Here is a 19,120-nt window from a genome sequence, read left to right as displayed (position 1 = left end):
ACGAATTGCTTTCAGAATATGCATGATCGCTCCTCCAGTTTCTCGCTTTCAATCAATCCTCCTTGAGTGAAAGCAAGACATCATCGCTATATGGTGAAATTCGCTTTTTTGACTTATCGTTTGATGTTTTCGATAACACTGAGAACTCGAGAAAGGGCAGCTAGTAAAACGCTACTTGATTCTCAATTTCTCTCCAGAAAAGCACCGTCTAACCGGCAAAAATCATCCTCTAGACGGCATTTTCTAATACATCTCCCCCAGTATTTAAATCTGCTGAGAATGAACAAGTCCTCATTCTTACTGCTTGCAATAGTGCATGTTATCGATATCATTGCAACATAAAATGGGTAACGGGAAATTTCCATGCATACACGTTCAGCAATTTTCGAAGGTACAATTCACCCAGGCCGAGAAGAGGAATTCTTTCGCATTGTGAAAGAGCAACTACTTCCCGTTTGGAAACGAATGCCAAACGCACAGGCAGTGCGTGTTATGCGTATGATGAATGTCGACCCCGGTTCACCGCCTATCGCCATGGTTCAGGAAATAGACTATCCGTCCATGAAAGCGGTTGAGGAAGCTTTGGCATCTCCGGTACGACTAGAAGGGCGCGTTATTACAGACCGAATGATGGAAATGTTCGACGGACGTTTCTACCACGTTGTCTATGAGAGCATTCCCACGGGCGACCTGAGGCAAACCGCCTGATGAAACAACAGACCGGACAGGACTTTGAATGATCGCCTCGGCCCCTAGAAAAGCAACTATGCGAGATGTTTCACGTCTTGCAGGCGTATCGCAAATGACTGTCTCGCGCGTTCTTGCAGATCCGGAACTGGTATCTGAAGCTACCCGCAAGCGAGTGATGGAAGCTATCGAGCAGCTAAGCTATGTACCAGACCGAGTTGCTGGCAGTCTCTCATCACGGCGTACGAATTTCATCACCGCCATTCTACCGACGCTGACCAACTCCAATTTTGCGGATACCGCCCAGGGACTTGCAGAGTCGTTGCGTCCAAAAGGTTATCAGCTGCTTATCGGCTTTACGATGTATAAGCTTGAGGAAGAAGAGCGTATTATTCGAGCGATGCTTGAACGACGTCCTGATGCAATTGTAGTAGCAGGTACGGTCCATACAAAAGCTGCCACAGAAATGCTGCTGCGTGCCGATATTCCGATCGTCGAAATATGGGGGAAACCCGACAAGCCAATCGATCATTCTGTAGGCTTTTCTAACTATGAAGTTGGGCGCGCCGCCGCACGCCATCTTTTATCACTTGGCCATCGTCGCATAGGGGCACTTGGCTCTCGTACAGACGCGGACGCTATAGATCTTCGCGGCGAAAGTCGATTGATGGGGTTTGCCTCCGTGTTGCGTGAGGCGGGAGTGAGCGATGAACTAATAGTGCGTGAAGGAACAGCACCTGTTTCGCATGATCACGGCGCGCGGACCATATCAACTCTGCTAGAGCGCGCACCAGATGTGGAAGCTGTATTCGCAGTTTCGGATATTTCGGCTTTTGGTGCACTTATGGAATGCCATCGTCGCGGTATTAAGGTGCCCGATCAACTATCATTGATGGGGTTCGGCGACTTCGATATTGCGCGTCAGTGCGTTCCGGCAATGACAACGATACGTGTCGATGCTGTTGGGATTGGTGTGAAAACGGGTGAATTGTTACTTAATCTTTTTGAAAAAAGCGATACCGAAGAAATATCGGCAGCCGCATCGTCACTAATTGATGTTGGGTTCAAACTGATCGAGCGCCAGACAGTGGCGAGACGAAAGGTGTAAAATCAAAATTGATCGCAAACTTAAAATGCGACCAAGCTTCAACGTGCTGAAAGCTCGGTCGCGTTTTGAATTCAATAAATAAAATTAGCCGCTATGGAAGCCGCCATCAACCGGCAGTGTAACGCCAGTGATGAAGTTTGCCGCAGGCGAAGCAAGAAAGAGTGCCGCACCAACCAGATCGTCGGTCTCACCCCAACGCTTTAAGGCTGAACGTTGTGCAATTGGCTGTTCTGTTGCCGGATTTTCCCAAAGAGCGCGGGTCATATCCGTGCGATGATAGCCCGGCCCGATTGCGTTGACGCGCACGCCATCTGGACCAAATTTATGTGCCAGAACGCGCGTAAGGCCAAGAATGCCTGTCTTACTCGCGGTATAAGATGGCACACCAGCGTCGGCTAGGTAGCTCAGCATCGAAGCAATCGCGATAACCGAGCCTTTGCTTTCTTTCAGCTTTGGATATGCCGCCATAGATAGGCGGAAAACACTGTTCAGATTGACGTCCATGACGTCATTGAAAACGTCATTCTCCCATTCGATCTGGTCACGCGCGATGCCCTGTGCATTGACCAGCACGTCGATGCGCGGCTGCTTTGCCATGAATGCAATTGCGTCGTCATTGCTACGCACATCGAGTTCATAGAACTCAATGCCCTTATTGGCTTCGTCCTTCTCCGCCTTTTCAATCTTCGCGACCGAGCTGCCGCTTGCGGCAACCGAAGCGCCCAGCGCCGCAAAGCCGCGTGCGATTTCAAGGCCAATACCGCTCGTCGCACCCGAAACCAGCACGCGCTTGCCAGCGAACAGATCCTTGGCAAAAGACGAAATAACTTCCTGCATGATAACCTCCCTAAGAGCATTTCCAGCAAAAGTGCGTAGCGGTTTTGCGAAGGATAATGCGTAAAAACAGTGAGATAGAGCGGTACTACAACCGCTCTAAATACTAAATGAGCTGCTTTAGTGCGGCGACTACCATATCGGGCGTTACCTTGATCGGCTCATTATGAATGATTTCGCCTGCACGACAGGCGCGCTTGGCAACGATTTCAAGCTTCTCGTCCGTCGCGTCTTCAATACCAATATCGGCGAGACGGGTTGGCAGACGCACGGAAAGACAGAATTCACGGACTTTCTGAAATTCTTCTTCTGCGCCGTGCAGCTTGAGGCCAGCGAGAACACCAATGGCAACTTTCTCCCCATGCAGATGATGATGAACATCATCGAGTTCGCAAAGCCCGTGATGGATAGCATGGGCTGCTGCAACACCGCCGGATTCGAAACCGACGCCGGAAAGCAGGATATTAGCTTCGATCACGCGCTCCATCGCAGATCCAGCTTGTTTGGAATCGCATTCCTTGAGTGACGTTGCGCCGAATTCAAAGATCGTATCGCGGCAGAAGCGTGCAACTTCATAGGCGAGGCTAACACCCTGCATTTTCATGCAGTTGAAAGCGCCCGACTGGCGGCAAGAATCTGCTTCATAGAAAGTTGCAAGTGCATCACCGATACCAGCAGCGAGGAAACGTGCAGGTGACTGTGCAATCAGCGCCGTATCAACCAGAACCAGATTAGGGTTGCTTGGCAGGAAGGTGTCGTAAGCCACCGATCCATCGTCATTATAAACGACGGCAAGCGCACTGCATGGTGCATCGGATGCTGCAATTGTTGGGAAGATGATCGACGGAAGGCCAAGATCGCGTGCAGCAGCTTTTGCAGTATCAAGCGCCTTACCGCCACCAACACCGATAACGACTTTTGCACCCGCTTCGCGAGCTTCTGCCACAAGTGCTGCAATTTGGCTTTCCGAGCATTCGCCGCCATGGCGCACGATACGCGCCTCTGGACCAGAAGCAAATGCTGCATCGACCTTTGGTTTCAGAATGTCGAAAATGCCATTATCGAGAAGAACAACAGCCTTGTCACCAAAGCTAGCGGCCTCTTCGCCAAGACGCGCAATAACGCCAGCACCCTGAATATAGCGACCGGGAAAACGTGCACCGCGCACGGTTGAAGCTGCATTTACCAGCATACATAGCCTCCATCGGCCAAAACAATCGAGCCGGTCATGAGGCTTGATGCTTCGCTTGCAAGGAAAAGAATGACGGATGCAACTTCATCCGTGCGACCAAGACGGTTCATTGGAGTGCCCCCTACCCAATGACGGTACATTTCAGGATCGTCATAAACGTATTTGTTCATTTCGGTGTCGATGTAGGTCGGTGCGACCGAGTTGACGCGAACACCACGCGCACCCCATTCAGCAGCCAGCGAGCGCGTAAGATGATGCACTGCGGCCTTGGATGCATTGTAATTGGCCTGTTCCTGCGGGCGGTTCACAATGAAACCGGACATGGAACCAACATTCACAATGTTGCCCGAACCATTTTCGAGCATCGTCTTACCGAACGCGCGGCAGCACCAGAACACACCATTGAGATTGACGTCGATAACCTTGTTCCAGACATTATCGGCCATGGTTTCGGCTGGATGATTGCTGATCGCGATACCGGCATTATTGACGAGAATATCGACGCGGCCATGACGCGCAATAACCGCATCATGTACACGCTGAACGCCTTCAACATCCGTCACGTCCAGCAGCTCACCCTCAACGTTGTAGCCCTTGGCGGATAACTCAGCCAGAGCCTTGTCCAGCAGTTCCTGGCTCATGTCGGTGAGCACAACCTTCGCGCCAGCTTCTGCCAGCGCCTCAGAGGCAGAAAGGCCGATGCCGCGCGCAGCACCCGTGACGACTGCAATCTTGCCGTCAATTCTGAACTTTTCGAGAAACATGGAAATGCTATCCTTGTCTGACTTGCTATTGGACAACCGCGCTTAAAAGCGGCTGTAAACTGGAAAGAAGGTTTTCAGGATCGGCGATTAGAACACCATTCGGAAACATGAGATCGGTGCGGTGCGGCTCTGGCCATCCGATAACGGTCATGCCTGCCGAAAGGCCTGCACGTGCGCCCGGCACGCTGTCTTCGATGACGACGCAGCGTAACGGCTCGACGCCTAGCAGATAAGCCCCACGCAAATAGGGTTCTGCCGAAGGTTTGCCCTCGCGCACATCATTGCGTGATACACTTATGAAATCAGGGCGCTGCAACCCGACTGCACGCAGATTTGCATCCATGAGCATACGGTCCGAATTGGAAACGATGGCGTAAGGAATGCCGGCCTTATCGAGATAGGCCAGAACTTCCGTCGCACCGGGACGCAATTTCAACCGGATCGCCCCACTGACATAAGCTGCATATTTCGCTTTGACGAATGTATCGAGATCAGCCGTAAAACCGGTCTCGTCCCGCAACATGGCGTGGCAATCGGCGATCGTTGTGCCCGTTATGCGCTTTTCGAAATTATCCGGAACCACACCCGAAAAGGCCGCAATAGCTTCTAAAAGCGTTTCATAATGAAATGGCTCGCTATCAACGAGCGTGCCATCCATATCGAAAAGAACTGCACACGCACTCATTGCGGCAACCTATCGAGATCGTCATAGAGCGACTGGCTATGCGTATAGAGCTTCTCGAAGAAGGCCTGCATCGGCGCATAGATTTCTGACCATTGCGGGTCGGGCTTTATCTCAGTCGAATATTGCACAAGTGCATCGGCGGCATCTTCAACGCTTGAATAGCGTCCGGTTGCTGCCGCCGTCATGATCGCGCAACCAACTAGACCGCATTCCGCTTCCTTTGGCACAAGGATCGGAATGCCATAGACGCTGGCTTTGATTTTCAGCCACAACTCCGTCTTCGCACCACCGCCGGAGGCAATCACGCGCTCAAGCTTGGAACCGGAAATGCTGTCGAGAATATTGATATGCCGTTTGACGGCGAAGGCTACGCCTTCCAGCACCGAACGATGCAAATGCTCAATGCCATGTGCAGCGCCGATACCAAAATACTGTGCCCGCACATTACGATGTTCGCCAAGGCGTTCGCCGGAAAGATATGGCATGAAGAATAGACGCTCGGAACCGGCAGGCGCTTCTGCAGCTTTCGCGACGATTTCCTCATAGGAAACCTGCTTGTCATGAAAAGCGCGGCGCGCCCAGCGCATAGCATCGCCGCCGGATTCCAGCAGCATGAAAGCCCCCCAGTTACCTTCCACCGTGCCAACATTGCAGACGGATGGATCAAGCAAAGGCTTTTGGGTAATCGCGGTGATGATGGCAGAAGTGCCCATTACTTCGGAGCCGACACCCGGTCGGCAAACGCCAGAGCCGAGCAAAGCAACCGGATAATCTGCGCCGCCGACCAAAACTGGCGTACCCTCGCGAAGACCTGTCTCGCGTGCGGCTTCTGCCGTGATAGTACCAAGGATTTCCGTGGGATTGCGCAATGGTGCCAGTTGCTTGCGCTCAAGCCCAAGCAGATCAACCATATGCTGCGACCAGTCGCCGATACGCGGGTCCATCAGGAAGCTTGCGCCACCATCATTACGATCCATCGCGATTTCGCCGGTCAGCTTGAGATTGATATAATCCTTCGGCATCAAAACGGCGGCGGTACGCGCGAAGGCCTGTGCATCGTGATCGCGCAGCCATTGCAGCTTGAAACCTGGCCATGAAGGTGCCGCTGGATTGGCGCTGTGCGCAAGATAGTCGGCCGGGCGATGCTTTGCTTCAAAGGCGGTTACATAATCAACGGTGCGTTTATCGTTCCACAAAGGCGCGGTATCGCGCACCAATTCGCCCTTGTCACCAACCAGAACCGTTCCATGCATTTGCCCGCAAGCAGCAACGGCTATGATCCGATCACGAGCGTCTGGAACCTTGTCCAACACATCGCGGATAGACGCAGCTACACCCTGCCACCAATCCGCCGGACGCTGTTCCGACCAGCCAAATTGTGGCACGATCTGTTCGTGCTCACGAGCGGCAACGACTACGATATTGCCCCGGCCATCCATGAGGGCAGCGCGCACGCTGCCCGTTCCGACGTCGATTGCAAGTGAGAGTTCATTTGGCATGGAACACGTCATCGGGTTTGGAGGAGGATATAATCGGCTTAGTTCTTACGCAGCCAGGTTGATGCATATTGCAGAAGCATCGCGCCGATGATGATGCAGCCCATGAAGACCTGCTGATGATAGCCCGGGACGCGAGCAAGGTTCATCATATTGGCGATAATGCCAAGAATGATAACGCCGATGAAGGTGTTAAACGCACCGCCGCGACCACCCATCAGGCTCGCACCACCGATAACAACCGCCGCGATTGCATCAAGCTCTGCGCCAACACTGATATTGGCCGAACCGATACCAGTACGGCTGGTCGAGATGATACCGGCAGCAGCAGCAAGCACGCCCGAAATCACGTAAACCGCCAGGGTATAATAGGAGACTGAGATTCCCGACAGGCGGACAGCTTCAGAATTCGAACCAATAGCCTTAACCAGACGACCAAAACGCGTGAAGGTCAAAACCGCACCGGCAATCAGAAAGACAACGATCATGAGAATGACCGGATATGGGACACTGCCAAGCGTACCCGAACCAAATGCGGTTACGGCAGAACCGGCGTCGCCCATCATGATCGGCTGACCCGATGAGAAAATAAACGCAAGACCGCGCGCGATGGTCATGACAGCAAGCGTCGTCACAAAAGGCGGTAGCTTGAGATAAGCAACCAGAATGCCGGAAACCAGACCGCACGCAGCACCGGCCAGCAGTACACCGCCAATGGCCATGCCGGTTCCATATTGCTGAATGAGGATAGCGGATAAAACACTGCCAAGTGCGGCCACAGAACCAACCGACAGATCAATGCCGCGTGTCAGAATGACAAACAGCATTCCTACTGCCATAAGGCTCGGACCTGCCACCTGACGTAGCACGTTCATGATATTGCGTTCTGTCAGGAAGACATTTGACAAGGAAGCAGCCACGATCAGAACTGCAATCAGAATGGCCACAGTGCCATAACGATTGAGCAGAGCTCCGGCATTGAAAGTTTTCTTCGGCGTTTCAACAACTTCGGTCACGGTTTTACCCAATCAATTAGCTAATGCAGAAGGCTCGGGGCTGGCCGTATTGACCATGGCAAGCTTCAGCAAATTTTCTTCGGAATATTCCTCTGGCTGCAACGAGCCTGTCACCGCGCCTTCACGCATGACCAGAATGCGGTCGCACAGACCGAAAAGCTCAAGATGCTCAGAGGAGATCACCACAACCGCCCGGCCCTCAGCCGCAAGCGATTTGATCAGCGAGTAGATTTCTGTCTTTGCGCCAACATCGACGCCACGGGTCGGCTCGTCGAAAATCAGTACGTCGCCGTCAGCATGAAACCACTTGGCAAGAACGACCTTTTGTTGGTTGCCGCCGGAAAGGCTGGACGCCGGGTCTTCGATGCTGCCAGCTTTGAGACGCAACCGCTTTGACAGCGTTTCGACCGTAGAACGTTCGGCGCGCGCCTTCACGAAACCAAACAGGTTCACCAAGGGCGAAAGCTTTGCCATGGTGGAATTAACGCGGATCGGGAAATCAAGGATCAAGCCCTGATCCTTGCGGCTTTCCGGCACAAGACCAACACCAGCCTTGACGCCATCGCGTGGATTGCGAATGGTCTTTTCTTTGCCATGGATAAAAATACGTCCTGATTTCGCGCGCTCCGCACCAAAAACCAGTCGCATCAATTCTGTGCGCCCTGCCCCGACAAGTCCACCAAGACCGATGATCTCACCAGCCTTGACTGTCAGTGACACGCCCTTGATACGCGATCCATCGGAAAGTTCTTCAAGGCGAAGAACTTCATTTCCAACTTTGCGCTCAAGATCCTCACCGAAAAGCGCCTTTAGCGGACGCCCGACCATAAGACGGATTACATCGTCAACGGTCACAGATGCACATTCTGTCGTCGTGACAGAAGCACCGTCCTTCATGATCGTAATGCGATCAGCAATGCTGAACACTTCATCAAGGCGATGCGAGATATAGATAATTCCAACGCCGCGCTCGCGCAGTGTACGAATAATATCAAGAAGACGATTTGCATCGCGCGCGGACAAAACGGCAGTCGGCTCGTCAAACACCATCACTTGCGCATTACGCGACAAGGCTTTCGCAATCTCGACAACCTGCCGATGTGCGATGGGGAGATCGCCAACAAGTGCACTTGGCGCAATGGAAAAGCCGAGGCTCGTGGTGAGTTCTTTGGCGCGTTTGTTGAGTTCCGGCCACGAGATAACCGATGGCAACATCCACATGAAGATGTTTTCAGCAACGGTCAGGTCCGTTGCGAGCGCCATTTCCTGATGAATAACAGCGATGCCTTTGGACATCGCGTCCATTGGCCCGCGAAAATGCTGTTCTTCACCGCCAATTTTGACTGTGCCTCGAGTCGGGACAAACTCACCGCCGAGAACACGCATCAGCGTTGATTTACCGGCGCCATTTTCACCCAGCAAGGCATGAACCTCACCAGCGCGGAGCGAAAAATCGACACCACGAAGTGCATGAACGCCGCCAAACGACTTCGCTATGCCCGTCAGCTCTACAAGATTTTCCATTTCAATCATTCCAGACCGTCAAGATCCAGGACGCTCCACCCGCATTTCACTTCAGCCCGGAAGAAATGGTCTCACTACGACCGCTTTCACGAACACAACTGACACATAACATCAGCCTCGCCGGCCTCCTCAGGCATTCCCATAATGCAGCCGATGCTTAAGTACCAGACCGGCTGCATTATGAAGGCGGGCATTCTTAGAATACAGCGTCTGGCTTGTAATACTTGTCCACATTATCCTTGGTGATGGCGACTGGTGTTGTATAGGTGATCTTTGAGGTATCGGCTGGCAGCGCGCCATCAATTGCCTTCTTCGCTAGATCAACTGCGGTTGCAGCTACAAGTGCCGGATCATTAAGGCCGGTCGCGCCGTAATTGCCTTCTTTGATCATCGCCATGGCTTCTTTCTGGCCATCGGCTGCGGCAACGAGAACAACGCCGTCGAGCTGATTGGACTGCTCCAATGCCTTGCGCGCACCAAGTACCATTGAATCGTTTTCACCCAAGACAACATTAATGTCCGGATTTGCGGTCAGAAGGTCTTCCATAGCCTTCAGGCCACCTTCGTTGTTCCACATGCCCCAGCCCTGACCGACAACTTCAAAACGGACGCGGCCTTCGTTGCGCAACTGGCCTTCAACCAGACCAGCGAGCACACCAAGACGACGCTCCTGACCAACTTCATTGCCCTTATCGCCGGAAATCAGAGCGATCTTGAGATCTTTTCCCTTGGTCTGGTTAGCGAGCCACTGGCCAACGAGCTGGCCGTTATTGGCATTCGAAGACTGAACCAGTGTAACGAAATTAGCCGATGGATCGAGCGTGGAATCAACCACAAAAACCTTTACGCCAGCGGCAGTTGCAGCGTTAACAGCTGGAACAAGGCCCTTGCTGTCGCGTGGATTGATGATGAGCGCATTGATGCCCTGCGCAACCATATCTTCAACGTCCGAAACCTGCTTGTTGAGATCATTCTGACCGTCGGCGGTCAATACTTCACAACCCAGCTCTTCCGCGCGTTTCTTCGCCGAAACTTCCTGCGCTGCAAAATAAGGCGCATCGAGCGTCTTCATCGAGATACCAATCTTGCAATCAGCAGCCTGCGCAGCGGCAAGCGCAATGAAAGACGTGGCAACAGCCAGCGATAATTTCAGCGTGACGGATTTCAAAGAATGCATACGGGCTTCTCCTCCTGGATATGGATCGGCTCCTACCGATCTTATGTCGTATTTGGGTAGCATAATTACACAAAAATTCTACGTCAACAAAATTAACGTCAGTTTTGTAACGTTTCTACCAGGTATATAACCGTAATTACCCACTTGATTGTGTTCATATCATATTTTATGTAATTTCACTACGTAATGGAGGAATAAATGTTACGCGAACCTGTAGCGAGCGTCGTCGATCCGAAATCTGGCGGCATGAGCGGCAATACTGGCCGCTACGAAAAACGCCTGAATGACCTTGTTGGTCTCTATGGTGACGAACAAGCTTTTGAAGTCTTGCGCGAAACGCATGGAAATACGGTTGTTTACGATGTCGAGGACTTCAAGCCCGGCAGCCATAGCGGTGACCTGATCTATGGTGTTACCCGCATGAATCCGGGCCGCGTTGGGAGCGAGTTCTTTCTTACCCGCGGTCATATTCACGCTAAGGCTGATCGTCCGGAAATCTATTACGGACAGAGCGGTCACGGCTTGATGCAACTCGAATCGCCTGCTGGCGAAACCCGCATCGTTGAAATCACTGCCCAAACCATTTGCTACGTTCCACCATTTTGGATTCATCGCTCGATCAATATTGGCGACACAGACCTTGTCATGGTCTTCGCCTATCCGTCCGACAGCGGACAGGACTATGGAATCATCGAGAAGTCGAATGGCATGCGCCATCGCGTGATCGCCAAGGCAGACGGCGGCTGGGAGCTGATCGAAAACCCGAATTACAAGCCACGCGATGCAGCGACCGTCGATGCGCTGATGCGCGAATACGCCTAAAAATTCAACCTGAAGGATATTGCCATGAGCAATCCTATTGACCTAATCGCCAGCCTTGGCGTCGTCCCTGTGATCGCGATTGAGCGCGTCGAAGATGCCGTTCCTCTGGCCGATGCACTGCTCGAAGGCGGCTTGCCGGTTGCTGAAATCACGTTCCGTACCGACGCTGCGGCGGACGTTCTCGCGGCAATCCGCGATGCACGTCCTGAGCTTTGCATTGGCGCGGGAACGATTCTCGACACTGCCAATCTCGACAAAGCAATCGAAAGCGGCGCACGTTTTGGTTTGGCGCCCGGCTACGACCCGCGTATCGTTGACGCGGCATCCAAAGCCAATCTGCCTTTCTGCCCTGGCATCATGACGCCAACCGACCTGACACTTGCGACTGCACAAGGCGTGCGTCTAGCGAAATTCTTCCCGGCAGGTATTGCAGGCGGACCGAAGGCACTTTCCGGCATTGCCGCACCATTCGCACATCTTGGTGTGCGCTTCATTCCGACCGGCGGTGTCACCGAAGGCACAATCGGCGACTGGCTTGCGATCAAGCAGGTCGTAGCCGTCGGCGGCACATGGATTGCCAAGACCGAAGACATTCGCGAAGGCCGCTTTGACGAAATCAAGAAGAATGCCGCCAGCGCTGTGAAAGTGGCGCGCGAAGCTCTGGAGAAGCGTGCATGAGCAAGTATCAGCCAGCGACCCAGCCGACACTCTATTTCATCGGCGTCACCACCGGCAAAAGCTCGATCATGAAAGTTTTCCCGGCCTGGGCTGAATATCTTGGCCTGAAAGACGCTGTGATCAAGGGCATCGATTTTAAGCTGCATGACGAGCCGGAAGCCTATCGTGAAGCGGTTGAATTCATCCGCAACGACCCGCTATCCATGGGTGCGCTTGTCACCACCCACAAGATCGACCTTTTCCATGCTTGCCGTGACATGTTCGATGTGATCGATCCGCACGCGCTACTGATGGATGAAACAAGCTGCATTTCCAAAAAAGACGGCAAGCTTATTTGTCATGCGAAAGATCCGATTTCTTCCGGTCTTTCCATCGATGGCTTCCTTGGTTCAGACTATTTCGAACGCACGGGAGCCGATCTTTTCTCGATGGGTGCAGGCGGCTCAACCATTGCAATAACATGGCACCTGATGCGCCAGTCGCGTGGTAAAAACGTACCGGGTCGCATCATTGTGTCCAACCGCAGTCAGCATCGCCTTGATGAAATCAAGCGTATTCATGCTGAAGTCGCCAGCGGCGTTACGGTTGAATATATTCTGGCCCCGCGCCCGGAAGACAATGACGCTGTGCTTAACAGCCTCAAGCCCGGTTCATTTATCATCAATGCGACAGGCCTTGGCAAAGATGCGCCCGGCTCGCCTTTATCCGATGCTGCCATCTTCCCGGAAAAGTCGGTCATCTGGGATCTCAACTATCGCGGCAATCTCGTTTTCCTTGATCAAGCGCGCGCACAGGAGGAGGCGAAGTCGCTGCAAGTTGTGGACGGTTGGACCTACTTCATCCACGGTTGGACACAGGTGATCGCAGAAGTCTTTCATATCGACATTCCAACAAGCGGTCCTGCTTTTGATCGCATTTCGGAAATCGCTATTGAGGCAGCAGGACGGTAATGATGGCACAGCGTATTCTCGTTACGCCGCGCTCGCTCACAGCCGAGCCGCATCCGCATATTGAAAGCCTGCGCAATTCAGGCTTCGAAATCGTCTATTCCACGGCGGGAAAAACGCCCGACGAGGACGAACTCGTGCAGCTGGTAAGCGATGTTTCGGGTTGGCTGGCGGGTGTAGAACCCGTCTCGCCACGTGTCATTGAAGCAGCACGTTCGCTCAAAGCTATCAGCCGCAATGGAGTTGGAACCGATAATTTGCCGGTCGAACTTCTAACCGAACGCGGCATCAAGGTGCTGATTGCAGAGGGTGCGAACTCGCTGGGCGTTGCAGAACTGGCCATAGGCCTGATCTTCAGCGCACTACGCTCCATTCCACAAGCTGATACGGGCATTAAAGCCGGTGGCTGGCCTCGTCAGCGCGGCATTGAAATTCGCGGTCGCACCGTTGGCGTTATCGGCTGCGGCGCGATTGGTCGCGAAGTTGCGCGTATGCTGGTGGCAGTTGGTGCAAAGGTTATGGGCTATGACCCGCTCAAACCTGACCTTGGCCTGCCTGCGGACAAATTCAGCTTTGCCGAAGTGGACGATATCATTGCTCAGGCAGATATTGTGACGCTGCATTGCCCGGCCCCGCGCGATGGCTCGACACTGATCTCGCGTGAACGACTTGCGACCGCAAAACCGGGGCTTATCCTCGTCAACACTGCCCGCGCAAAGCTGGTCGATGATCAAGCGATTATCGACGCTCTCAACAGCGGGCAACTGTCAAACTACGCAACAGACGTGTTCGAGCAGGAGCCGCCTTTGTCACTGGACCTTGCCTCGCACCCAGCCGTTATTGCAACAAGCCATATTGGCGGTTTCACTGCGGAAAGCGTTGACAGAGCCACCAAAATTGCTGCTGACAATCTGGTCGCTGCGCTTAAGAATTAAAGGACTTCGATATGCCGGGATGTTTGCAGGAAATTGCTCAGACGCTTCCATTGGAGGACTATCTGCGTAAACCGCCGCAACCCGGCATTCGTCTTTCCTGGCTGGGACAAGCGGGCTTTGTACTCGAAGCGCACGAAAAGCGCATCGTTATCGATCCCTATCTGTCCGATAGCCTGGCCGGAAAATACAAAGGTACCCCGCGTCCGCATACACGCATGATGTCGCCGCCGGTTTCACCCGATGGCATTCATTATGTTGATCTGGTCGCATGTACCCATGCGCACACGGACCATATGGACCCCGGCACTTTGCCGACACTTCTCAAGCAAAACCCCAATGCACTGTTGCTTAGCCCCTGTGCGATGAAAGAACAGGCCCTTATCCGCTCAGACGTATCAGAGTACCGTATGGCTTTGATTGATGCTGGAGAAGCATACGAACTCGGATCGATCAAAATCACAGCAACACGCGCCGCCCATGAGACGCTTGAAACCGACACAAACGGCTACCACAAATTTCTAGGCTATGTGTTTGATTGCGGTGCTTTACGCATCTGGCACTCTGGCGACTGCATTCCCTTTGAAGGCTTGGAAGCCGAAGTTTCGGCTCTCAATCCCGACGTTGCATTGTTACCGGTAAATGGCCGCAGACCCGAACTCTCGAACAATGGCGTTCCTGGCAATTTCACACTTACAGAAGCGATTGCGCTAGCAAGAACACTTCAGTGCACAGACATGATCGCCCATCATTACGGTATGTTTGACTTCAACGCCGAAGCACCGGAAAACATTGACGCTGCGGTTAACGCAACGAGTGACATTGCTATTCACAGAGCACGCACGGGAGTAACGTTCGTAAGCCGCGCCCTAACCTATTGAATATTTGTCAAAAACCGATTCCGATTTGCGAATTGATACTGTAACATATTGAGAATGCGGCCCGAACCACGCGGCCGCGAGAGGGATTTTTGAATGGATATTGAAGGGCGCAGCGAGACGCGTGGCCTCAACAGCCGCAACATCATTGAAGTCATTCGCACCATGCGACCTGAACTGCGCAAATCGGACCGCAAGGTTGCTGATGTCGTGCTAGAAGATCCCCACCGTATCATGAACGCGACGGTCAGCGAGACCGCAACGCTTGCAGACGTCAGCCAACCGACAGTCCTGCGTTTTGCAACGGCAGTGGGCTGTTCTGGTTTTCAGGATTTAAAAATCAAGCTCGCGCAAAGCCTTGCACTCGGCACCCCTGCGACACACTCGGTTCTGGTCGAAACGGATGAGCCGGAAGTGGTTGCTGAAAAAATCTTCGACTATACGATGACCAGTCTCGACTGGGCGCGGTCGCGCCTAGATAAAGATGCGCTGCATAAAGCAATCGACATTCTCTCGAACTGCAACGCAATCGTATTTTTTGGCTTCGGCGCTTCGGGTATAGTTGCGCGCGATGCACAGCAGAAGTTCCCGTTGTTTGGCGTGCCTTGCGGTGCGGAACTCGACTCGCACCAGCAATTAATGGTCGCGTCGATGATGAAACCGGGCGCGGTCGCCTTTGTTATTTCCAACACCGGCACGACGCGTTCAATCATCGAGATCGCTCGTATTGCACGCGAAAACGGTGCAGCGGTAATCTGCCTTACTGGCTCGGACTCGCCGCTTACCAATTATTGCGATGTTTCTCTCATCGTCGAAACACTCGAAAATACCAATATGTACACGCCGACCATTTCGCGCATTGCCGCTTTGGTGGTAATCGATATTCTTTCGACCAGTGTCGCCATGCGTCGCCCAACAGGCGAACAAGACCGCATTCACCGCATGAAGCGTTTGCTTAGCGACATGCGCAAGATGCAGCCAATCTAAATTCAGGATAAAAAAATGCCGGAATTGTAGGAGCAATTCCGGCCAGTTGTTCTCCAGGTAGAGAATTCTTGAACGACCCCGTTAAAGGGTTTTGAGCATCCCGCCATCGACAAAATAAGTCGAACCAACGCTGTAGCTTGCACGTGGGGAGCATAGGAAAACGAAGAAATGCGCGAGCTCTTCCGGCGTACCGAAACGCTTGGAGGCAGCGTGTTCATTGGCTACGTCTTGCAGATAGCCCTCCCAGTCTCCGCCCTTATCAGCAGTCAACTGCTTAGCAGTCTTCACCCAGTCAGGCGTCAGGATGAGGCCCGGATTAACGCAATTGACGCGGATATTATCGCCAATGACTTCGGTAGAAAGCGTTTTCGAGAACATCATCAAGGCGGACTTGGTGACATTGTAAATCGGCTCATACCAAAGCGGCTGTACAGCGCAGATCGAAGCATTGTGCAGTACAACACCGCCGCCCTTGGCCTTCATCTGCGGCACCAATCCACGCGCTAGGCGGACTGCAGCCATGACATGCAGGTCCCAATAGAATTGCCATTTTTCATCCGGCGCATCCATGATGGTCTCATTGGAGCCAGTACCTGCATTGTTGATGAGAATATCCGCGCCACCTGCGGAAGCCGCAGCGGCGATAACGGCGTCAGTGCCTTCCACAGTCGCCATATCAGCCGCCACACCGATGGCATTAACGCCGAATTTTTCAGCAATGCGCAGTGCTTCTGCTTCCACGCGTTCTTTACCACGCGCTACCAGCACAAGATTAGTGCCTTCCGCGGCCAAGCCTTCAGCAATAGCCAAACCGATACCCACCGACGCGCCGGTGATCACGGCGGTCTTTCCCTTTAATTGCAGATCCATAATAACTCCTGCGATACAGCCGTATGGCTGCCTATTTTGCGATGAGGATGTTGTCGCGATCCATGGTGACGGCGACGGTTAGAATGAGCACAGCGCCAAAAACGATCTGCTGGGCGAAGATGTCGATGCCGACAAATGTCATACCAATGCGCACGACCGACACGATCAGCGCACCGACCAGCGTGCGCCCAACACCGCCAAGACCGCCAGTAATTGGCGTACCACCTACGAGGACTGCGGCGATGGCTGGAAGCAGCAACTGACTGGCACCTGTTGGCGAACCGCTGGTCATGCGCGCTGCCAGCATGACGCCTGCAACCGCTGCAAAAAGCGCAGACAAGACAAAGGCATAAACTTTCTGTCGGTCCACATGGATACCGGCAGCAATAGCAGCGGGTTCACCTGCGCCAATGGCGTAGCAATAGCGACCGAAGCGGGTATATCGCTGGATATAAATGCCGATGAGACACATCAGCAGGCCAAGCAGAATGATGTTTGGAACACCAAGCGTCGTACCGGCAATCCAGTTGAGCATTGGACGATCAGCTGCGCTGATACCAATGCTGCGCGCTTTGGAAAGATAAAGCGCCATACCTGAGACCACGCCGCCAGTGGCAAGCGTTGCAATGAAGGAGGGAATTTTCAAGCGCACATGCACAAGGCCACTGAACAATCCGGCACCAACGCCGCAAAGAAGCGCAACCGGAAAGGCCAGCAGTCCGACTTCAGGCAAGAGCATTGCCGTCACTACGCTTGCAAGTGACGCCACGGCTGGCAGGCTCAGATCAATGCCACCAATCACGATGACAAAGGATAAGCCGGCCGCAAGCGTGAATAGCGCCATGGTATCTGCAAGTAAAATCAAACCAGTATTGACGCTGGCAAAGCCCGGCGAATAGGCCGAAATGAGCACCACCATAACGACCAGAAAGCCGAGCGGTGCATATTGTCGAAGCTGTGCAGCAGTAAACAATGTAGATGCACCTGAAACGTTGGGGAGAGCGGTTTTCTCGTTCATAATCACACCATGTGCTCGACCAGTTGCACCTGCGACGGCTTTGCGCCTGTCGAAGCGGGAATGCGTGCGGTGACTTCTCCATCACGCATGACAAGAATGTTGTGCGACAGACCGATAGTCTCTTCGAGAGTGTCGGCGATAAGGATGATCGCATAACCCTCGCGGCTTAGCTGACGCATCAGGCGGAAAATTTCTTCCTTTGCACCCACGTCCACGCCGCGTGTCGGGTGATCAAGAATAAGAATGCGCGAGCCTGCCGTCAGCCACTTGGCCAAGACGACCTTCTGCTGGTTGCCGCCGCTTAATGCCTGACACAGAGCGTGCGGTCCCGGTGCACGGATCGTGAGTTTCTTAATCCAGTCTTCAGCCAGAGTCGTCTCGCGATGATGCTGAATACCAATCGGGCCTTCCACAACATCAAGACGCGATAACGTGATGTTGGAGGCAATCGGCATCATCATCACGAGGCCTTCAAGCCTGCGCTCGCTTGGAATATAGCCAATACCACGCGCTACAGCCTCGGTAGGATTGGCGAGCTTAACCGCCTTGCCATTAAGCAACATTTCGCCCGACGTTGGTGTCTCAAAGCCAAAGAAACTACGGATAAGTTCTTCACGGCCAGAGCCAATGACACCGGCAATTCCAAGTATCTCACCTTCGCGAAGCGACAGATCGACATTGTGATATTTACCCGTGCAGGACAGATTGCGCGCTTCGAGCGCAATCTTGTCACTCGGCTCAGCCTGTTCTGACTCCAGATAATATTCCGTGTGCATCTCACGGCCCACCATGATCCGGTGAAGATCCGCACCATCGACACCCGCCGCATCCATAGTGGCAACGCCCTGCCCGTCTTTCATCACGTAGATGCGGTCGCTGATTTCCAATACTTCATCAAGGCGGTGCGAAACGAACACAAAGCTTGCACGAGATTTGAGCGCCCGAACACGGTCAAACAAAATGTCGATTTCTGATTGCTCCAGAACCGATGTCGGCTCATCGAGCAAAATGATCAGATCGCCTTCAACCCGATCAGCCAATGACAACGCCTTGGCAAGCTCTACCATCTGCCGCTCAGCAAATGAGAGATCACCCGCAAACTTAGACGGATCGGCGTGAATACCGACCTGCTTCAAATGCTTGGCGGCTGCGTCATTCATCTTGCGCCAGTTCACCAGACCAAAGCGGATGAAGCGTTGTTCTTGTCCTAGAAATATATTTTGCGCGATGGAGAGGTTCAGCAGCAGCGACTGCTCCTGAAACACCATAGCGACGCCTTGGTCGTTCGCCTGTTGCGGCGAGTTGACGGCGAAAGGCTTTCCGTTGCGGGTGATTGTGCCAGTGCTAGGACGCTGGGTGCCTGCGAGAATGCGCATAAGGGTCGATTTACCCGCGCCGTTTTCGCCCACGAGTCCAACCACTTCGCCGGGGCGAATTTCTAGATCCACACCCTTGAGAGCATGAACACTGCCAAATGATTTTGTCAGTCCACTAATCGTCAACAT

Annotated in this window: 19 protein-coding genes; 8 read left to right on the top strand and 11 right to left on the bottom strand. The window is 53.2% G+C overall.

Annotated elements, in window-relative coordinates:
* The first annotated feature begins 363 nt into the window (after window positions 1-363).
* The gene (locus tag ABWV94_RS21100) at window positions 364-708 is read left to right on the top strand and encodes an EthD domain-containing protein (RefSeq protein WP_064322049.1); all 345 of its coding nucleotides are present in this window, start codon (window positions 364-366) and stop codon (window positions 706-708) included.
* 58 nt (window positions 709-766) lie between these two features.
* On the top strand, window positions 767-1,795 hold the full coding sequence (locus tag ABWV94_RS21095) for a LacI family DNA-binding transcriptional regulator (RefSeq protein WP_007880048.1): 1,029 nt from the start codon (window positions 767-769) through the stop codon (window positions 1,793-1,795).
* Window positions 1,796-1,879: 84 nt separating this feature from the next.
* Here the strand turns inward: ABWV94_RS21095 and ABWV94_RS21090 are convergent, their stop codons facing one another.
* The 8 genes from ABWV94_RS21090 to ABWV94_RS21055 form a co-directional block, all read right to left on the bottom strand.
* Window positions 1,880-2,632: an SDR family NAD(P)-dependent oxidoreductase gene (locus ABWV94_RS21090; RefSeq protein WP_353415249.1), complete on the bottom strand. Its 753-nt coding sequence runs from the start codon at window positions 2,630-2,632 to the stop codon at window positions 1,880-1,882.
* Window positions 2,633-2,735: 103 nt separating this feature from the next.
* Complete coding sequence (locus ABWV94_RS21085; RefSeq protein ID WP_353415248.1) at window positions 2,736-3,821, bottom strand: glycerol dehydrogenase; 1,086 nt, start codon at window positions 3,819-3,821, stop codon at window positions 2,736-2,738.
* Complete coding sequence (locus tag ABWV94_RS21080) at window positions 3,812-4,585, bottom strand: SDR family NAD(P)-dependent oxidoreductase (RefSeq protein ID WP_353415247.1); 774 nt, start codon at window positions 4,583-4,585, stop codon at window positions 3,812-3,814. Before ABWV94_RS21080 ends, ABWV94_RS21085 begins: the two co-directional genes overlap by 10 nt.
* Window positions 4,586-4,610: 25 nt before the next feature.
* Window positions 4,611-5,270, bottom strand: a complete 660-nt coding sequence (locus ABWV94_RS21075) for an HAD family hydrolase (protein ID WP_113497485.1) — start codon at window positions 5,268-5,270, stop codon at window positions 4,611-4,613.
* The gene (locus ABWV94_RS21070; protein ID WP_113497483.1) at window positions 5,267-6,769 is read right to left on the bottom strand and encodes a xylulokinase; all 1,503 of its coding nucleotides are present in this window, start codon (window positions 6,767-6,769) and stop codon (window positions 5,267-5,269) included. The genes ABWV94_RS21075 and ABWV94_RS21070 overlap by 4 nt, the downstream gene beginning before the upstream one ends.
* A gap of 38 nt (window positions 6,770-6,807) precedes the next feature.
* On the bottom strand, window positions 6,808-7,782 hold the full coding sequence (locus ABWV94_RS21065) for an ABC transporter permease (protein ID WP_235820938.1): 975 nt from the start codon (window positions 7,780-7,782) through the stop codon (window positions 6,808-6,810).
* A 12-nt stretch (window positions 7,783-7,794) separates the two neighbouring features.
* Entirely contained in the window at window positions 7,795-9,306 is a 1,512-nt protein-coding gene (locus tag ABWV94_RS21060) for a sugar ABC transporter ATP-binding protein (RefSeq protein WP_353415246.1), read from the bottom strand.
* 196 nt (window positions 9,307-9,502) lie between these two features.
* Window positions 9,503-10,483: a sugar ABC transporter substrate-binding protein gene (locus ABWV94_RS21055; RefSeq protein ID WP_113497479.1), complete on the bottom strand. Its 981-nt coding sequence runs from the start codon at window positions 10,481-10,483 to the stop codon at window positions 9,503-9,505.
* Between the two features lie 198 nt (window positions 10,484-10,681).
* Between ABWV94_RS21055 and ABWV94_RS21050 the strand changes: the two genes are divergently transcribed.
* The 6 genes from ABWV94_RS21050 to ABWV94_RS21025 all read left to right on the top strand — a co-directional run bounded on the left by ABWV94_RS21050 (window position 10,682) and on the right by ABWV94_RS21025 (window position 15,727).
* Complete coding sequence (locus ABWV94_RS21050) at window positions 10,682-11,305, top strand: glucose-6-phosphate isomerase (RefSeq protein WP_113497477.1); 624 nt, start codon at window positions 10,682-10,684, stop codon at window positions 11,303-11,305.
* Window positions 11,306-11,329: 24 nt separating this feature from the next.
* On the top strand, window positions 11,330-11,983 hold the full coding sequence (gene eda / locus ABWV94_RS21045; RefSeq protein ID WP_194780651.1) for a bifunctional 4-hydroxy-2-oxoglutarate aldolase/2-dehydro-3-deoxy-phosphogluconate aldolase: 654 nt from the start codon (window positions 11,330-11,332) through the stop codon (window positions 11,981-11,983).
* Window positions 11,980-12,933, top strand: coding sequence for a shikimate dehydrogenase family protein (locus ABWV94_RS21040; protein WP_113497473.1), 954 nt, complete (start codon window positions 11,980-11,982; stop codon window positions 12,931-12,933). Before eda ends, ABWV94_RS21040 begins: the two co-directional genes overlap by 4 nt.
* Window positions 12,933-13,865, top strand: a complete 933-nt coding sequence (locus ABWV94_RS21035; RefSeq protein ID WP_353415245.1) for a phosphoglycerate dehydrogenase — start codon at window positions 12,933-12,935, stop codon at window positions 13,863-13,865. Before ABWV94_RS21040 ends, ABWV94_RS21035 begins: the two co-directional genes overlap by 1 nt.
* 11 nt (window positions 13,866-13,876) lie before the next feature.
* Window positions 13,877-14,743 (top strand): MBL fold metallo-hydrolase, encoded by an 867-nt coding sequence (locus tag ABWV94_RS21030; RefSeq protein ID WP_113497469.1) that lies wholly within the window; start codon window positions 13,877-13,879, stop codon window positions 14,741-14,743.
* Between the two features lie 93 nt (window positions 14,744-14,836).
* Window positions 14,837-15,727 carry an SIS domain-containing protein gene (locus ABWV94_RS21025; RefSeq protein WP_105519889.1) on the top strand — a complete coding sequence of 297 codons (891 nt, stop codon included), beginning with the start codon at window positions 14,837-14,839 and terminating at the stop codon, window positions 15,725-15,727.
* Between the two features lie 81 nt (window positions 15,728-15,808).
* Here ABWV94_RS21025 and ABWV94_RS21020 read toward each other — a convergent pair whose 3' ends face one another.
* The 3 genes from ABWV94_RS21020 to ABWV94_RS21010 are packed head-to-tail and all read right to left on the bottom strand — an operon-like array spanning window position 15,809 to window position 19,120.
* Window positions 15,809-16,597 (bottom strand): SDR family NAD(P)-dependent oxidoreductase, encoded by a 789-nt coding sequence (locus tag ABWV94_RS21020; protein WP_113497467.1) that lies wholly within the window; start codon window positions 16,595-16,597, stop codon window positions 15,809-15,811.
* Window positions 16,598-16,628: 31 nt separating this feature from the next.
* The gene (locus tag ABWV94_RS21015) at window positions 16,629-17,615 is read right to left on the bottom strand and encodes an ABC transporter permease (protein ID WP_353415244.1); all 987 of its coding nucleotides are present in this window, start codon (window positions 17,613-17,615) and stop codon (window positions 16,629-16,631) included.
* 2 nt (window positions 17,616-17,617) lie between these two features.
* Complete coding sequence (locus tag ABWV94_RS21010) at window positions 17,618-19,120, bottom strand: sugar ABC transporter ATP-binding protein (RefSeq protein WP_113497462.1); 1,503 nt, start codon at window positions 19,118-19,120, stop codon at window positions 17,618-17,620.

It is taken from the genome of Brucella sp. NBRC 12953, assembly GCF_040369775.1.
In the GTDB taxonomy this organism is placed as follows: Bacteria; Pseudomonadota; Alphaproteobacteria; order Rhizobiales; family Rhizobiaceae; genus Brucella; species Brucella pseudogrignonensis.
Note: the sequence above shows the minus strand (reverse complement) of the source record. Positions and strands in the feature narration are given on the sequence as shown.

Excerpts from the sequence above, each read along its gene's own strand:
- ABWV94_RS21100 (WP_064322049.1), top strand. The coding sequence starts at position 364 with ATGCATACACGTTCAGCAATTTTCGAAGGTACAATTCACCCAGGCCGA.
- ABWV94_RS21095 (WP_007880048.1), top strand. The coding sequence starts at position 767 with ATGCGAGATGTTTCACGTCTTGCAGGCGTATCGCAAATGACTGTCTCG.
- ABWV94_RS21090 (WP_353415249.1), bottom strand. The coding sequence starts at position 2,632 with ATGCAGGAAGTTATTTCGTCTTTTGCCAAGGATCTGTTCGCTGGCAAG.
- ABWV94_RS21085 (WP_353415248.1), bottom strand. The coding sequence starts at position 3,821 with ATGCTGGTAAATGCAGCTTCAACCGTGCGCGGTGCACGTTTTCCCGGT.
- ABWV94_RS21080 (WP_353415247.1), bottom strand. The coding sequence starts at position 4,585 with ATGTTTCTCGAAAAGTTCAGAATTGACGGCAAGATTGCAGTCGTCACG.
- ABWV94_RS21075 (WP_113497485.1), bottom strand. The coding sequence starts at position 5,270 with ATGAGTGCGTGTGCAGTTCTTTTCGATATGGATGGCACGCTCGTTGAT.
- ABWV94_RS21070 (WP_113497483.1), bottom strand. The coding sequence starts at position 6,769 with ATGCCAAATGAACTCTCACTTGCAATCGACGTCGGAACGGGCAGCGTG.
- ABWV94_RS21060 (WP_353415246.1), bottom strand. The coding sequence starts at position 9,306 with ATGGAAAATCTTGTAGAGCTGACGGGCATAGCGAAGTCGTTTGGCGGC.
- ABWV94_RS21055 (WP_113497479.1), bottom strand. The coding sequence starts at position 10,483 with ATGCATTCTTTGAAATCCGTCACGCTGAAATTATCGCTGGCTGTTGCC.
- ABWV94_RS21050 (WP_113497477.1), top strand. The coding sequence starts at position 10,682 with ATGTTACGCGAACCTGTAGCGAGCGTCGTCGATCCGAAATCTGGCGGC.
- eda (WP_194780651.1), top strand. The coding sequence starts at position 11,330 with ATGAGCAATCCTATTGACCTAATCGCCAGCCTTGGCGTCGTCCCTGTG.
- ABWV94_RS21040 (WP_113497473.1), top strand. The coding sequence starts at position 11,980 with ATGAGCAAGTATCAGCCAGCGACCCAGCCGACACTCTATTTCATCGGC.
- ABWV94_RS21035 (WP_353415245.1), top strand. The coding sequence starts at position 12,933 with ATGATGGCACAGCGTATTCTCGTTACGCCGCGCTCGCTCACAGCCGAG.
- ABWV94_RS21030 (WP_113497469.1), top strand. The coding sequence starts at position 13,877 with ATGCCGGGATGTTTGCAGGAAATTGCTCAGACGCTTCCATTGGAGGAC.
- ABWV94_RS21025 (WP_105519889.1), top strand. The coding sequence starts at position 14,837 with ATGGATATTGAAGGGCGCAGCGAGACGCGTGGCCTCAACAGCCGCAAC.
- ABWV94_RS21020 (WP_113497467.1), bottom strand. The coding sequence starts at position 16,597 with ATGGATCTGCAATTAAAGGGAAAGACCGCCGTGATCACCGGCGCGTCG.
- ABWV94_RS21015 (WP_353415244.1), bottom strand. The coding sequence starts at position 17,615 with ATGAACGAGAAAACCGCTCTCCCCAACGTTTCAGGTGCATCTACATTG.
- ABWV94_RS21010 (WP_113497462.1), bottom strand. The coding sequence starts at position 19,120 with ATGTTGACGATTAGTGGACTGACAAAATCATTTGGCAGTGTTCATGCT.